General features: G+C 72.7%; 4 protein-coding genes. 3 read left to right on the forward strand and 1 reads right to left on the reverse strand.

Features of this window, described 5'->3' with window-relative positions; genetic code table 11:
- Positions 1 to 143, reverse strand: a 143-nt coding sequence (locus D471_RS38290; RefSeq protein ID WP_241479593.1) for an HTH domain-containing protein, incomplete at its 3' end; no start/stop codon positions are given.
- Between the two features lie 54 nt (positions 144 to 197).
- Between D471_RS38290 and D471_RS42725 the strand changes: the two genes are divergently transcribed.
- The 3 genes from D471_RS42725 (at position 198) to D471_RS0109225 (ending at position 2,455) form a co-directional block, all read left to right on the forward strand.
- Positions 198 to 896 carry an FAD-binding oxidoreductase gene (locus tag D471_RS42725; RefSeq protein ID WP_449406561.1) on the forward strand — a complete coding sequence of 233 codons (699 nt, stop codon included), beginning with the start codon at positions 198 to 200 and terminating at the stop codon, positions 894 to 896.
- Between the two features lie 8 nt (positions 897 to 904).
- The gene (locus D471_RS41680) at positions 905 to 1,549 is read left to right on the forward strand and encodes a hypothetical protein (protein WP_241479592.1); all 645 of its coding nucleotides are present in this window, start codon (positions 905 to 907) and stop codon (positions 1,547 to 1,549) included.
- Between the two features lie 72 nt (positions 1,550 to 1,621).
- Complete coding sequence (locus D471_RS0109225; RefSeq protein ID WP_017598356.1) at positions 1,622 to 2,455, forward strand: deoxyribonuclease IV; 834 nt, start codon at positions 1,622 to 1,624, stop codon at positions 2,453 to 2,455.
- Positions 2,456 to 2,726 lie beyond the last annotated feature (271 nt).

A 2,726-nucleotide genomic window follows, 5' to 3' on the forward strand; every position in this document is an offset into this window, starting at 1 on the left:
ACCTGGTAGTCGAGCGACCGGAGCCGGTCGACGTCGCGGCGCAGGGTGCGGGCGCTGACGCCGAGGCGTTCGGTCAACTCCGCGCCCGCCCACTCGCGTCGACTCTGCAACAGGGACAGCAGGCGCAGCAGCCGCTGCGGCATGCCCTTGCGGACCGATGCGTCGTACATGCGCTCAGAATGCCAGAAATCGCGGCCATGGTGTGGCCGCATCGCCTCCTAGGTTGGCCGCATGACGCGGACGATGCAGGATACGAACGTGATGCAGGCGCTGGTCACGCGGGTCTCCGGACCGGTGCTGCCACCGGCGCGGGACGGATACGACGCGGAGCGCACGGGGCTTCAGCTGCTGGGCGGGCACCGGCCCGCGGTCGTGGTCGGCGCGACCGACGCGAAGGACGTCGGAGCGGCGGGGGGCGGGGCGNNGGCCACGGTGTGGGGGTTCCTCTGGACGGGGGCGTGCTGATCAGCACCCGCCGCCTGGCGGAGGTGCGGGTGGACCCCGACCGGCGCACGGCGTGGGTGGCCGCGGGCGCGCCCTGGGCCCGCGTCATCGCGGCCGCCGCCGAGTACGGGCTGGCTCCGCTGTCCGGGAGCGCCCCCGGCGTCGGCGCGGTCCCGTACACGCTGACCGGCGGTGTGGGCCTGCTGGGCAGAACCCACGGATACGCCGCCGACCACGTGAGACGGCTCGACGTGGTGACCGCGGACGGACGGTCGCGCCGCGTCTCGGCGGAGGAGGAGCCGGATCTGTTCTGGGCCGTGCGCGGCGGTGGCGGCTCCTTCGGCGTGGTCACGGGGATGGAGATCGCGCTCTTCCCGGTCGACCGGTTCTACGGCGGCAGCCTGTACTTCGANCCTGGCGGGAGTGGACCGCGACGGCCCCGGAGGAGCTGACCTCGGGCTTGACGAAGCTGGTCCTCCCCGACGTGCCGGGGGTGCCCGAACCGCTGCGGGGCAGACACGTCGCACAGGTGGCCCTGGCCTGGGCCGGCCGACCCGAGCGGGGGCCGGCCGTGGTGGAACCGCTGCGCGCCGCCGGGCCGATCCTCATGGACACGCTGGGCGAGATCCCCTACGCGGAGTCGGGCGGGGTCTACGCCGAGCCCGACCATCCGCACGGCTACCGTTCCCGCAACCTCCTGGTCGACGGACTGGACCCGGCCGCGACCGCGCGACTGACCGAGCTGACCGGCCCCGGTCTGCCGTTCACCACGGTGGTCGGGCTCCGCCACCTGGGTGGCGCCCTGGCACGGCCGCCGGAACATCCCAACGCGGTCGGCCACCGTGACGCCGCCTACTCGGTGACCGTGCTCACTGTCGGCGGAGACGACGGGGCCGAGGCGCGTGCGCTCCGGGACGGGGCCGCGTCGCTGTTCGACGGCCACGTGCTCGGGCGCTCACTCGGTTTCAGCTTCGGTCCGCTCACCGACGCCGAGGTGCGGGAGGCCTTCGCTCCGGAGGACTTCCACCGCCTGTCCCGGATCAGGGCCGCCCACGACCCGCATGAGGTGGTCCTGGCCAACCATCGGATCCCGCCGCTGGTGTGAGTCACGGGTCCGGTCGCGCTCCGCCCGGCGCGACCGGACCCGTGCCCACCTGCGTCTAGGCTGTTCACCGCTATGAACAAAGAACAACAGCGGCCCGAGTCCCCGGTCGGCGCGCACGTGCCGGTCGCGGGCGGGATGGCGACCAAGGGTCTGGCCTACGCCGAGGAGATCGGCGCCGAGACAGTGCAGGTGTTCGTGTCCAACCCGCGCGGGTGGGCGACCAACGGGGGCGACCCGGAGCAGGACGCGCGCATGCGCGAGCGCACCGACCTGCCGCTCTTCGTGCACGCTCCCTACCTGATCAACCTGGGCACGCCCAGCGACGAGACCGCGGAGAAGTCGGTCCGGTCCTTGGAGCACGCCCTGGTCCGAGGTGGTGAGATCAACGCGCGTGGCGTGGTCGTGCACACCGGGTCCGCGGTCTCGGGCGGCCGGGAGGCCGGTTTGGAGCGCACCCGGGACCGGCTGACGCCGTTGCTGGAGCGGCTCGGCGACGACGTCCCGCNGGTGCTGTGCGCCACCGTCGACGACCTGGTTCCCTACTTCGAGGCCCTGGACTGGCACGAGAACGTGGGCGTGTGCCTGGACACGGCGCACATGTTCGCCGCCGGACACGACATCTCCACTCCGAAGGGCATGTGTGAGGCCCTGGACCGCTTCGGCGAGGTCGTGGGCAGGGACCGGTTGCGGGTGATCCACGTCAACGACTCCAAGGAGCCGTGCGGGAGCAAGAAGGACCGCCACGAGAACATCGGTGCCGGCCACATCGGCTCCGAGCCGTTCGGCGAGCTGTTCACGCACCCGGTGACCGCGGGGGTTCCGCTGATCCTGGAGACGCCCGGCCCGGCCAAGCCGCACGCGGCCGACGTGACCACGCTCAAGGGACTGCGCGCAGACCGTTCGTAGGCGCCGCAGGGGAACGGGACCGGATTCCCGTGCGCCCAAGGATGGGGGACAATGGTGGCGCCCGTGGCCGGGCGCGGTGTGGGACGAGGGAAGGGAGCCGCCCGATGGAGCCGGTGTCAATGGTGGTCGGAGCGGTCATCGCGGTGGTCGGGTTCGTCGCCGGACGCCAGGTGACGAGGCGCCAGGCGCGTGCCTCCCTCACCCAACAACGCCAACACGAACAACAGCGGGCCGTGCAGGGCGGACACCAGCAGCCGCAGCCGCTCTGCGG

Source organism: Nocardiopsis lucentensis DSM 44048 (genome assembly GCF_000341125.1).
Lineage (GTDB): Bacteria > Actinomycetota > Actinomycetes > Streptosporangiales > Streptosporangiaceae > Nocardiopsis > Nocardiopsis lucentensis.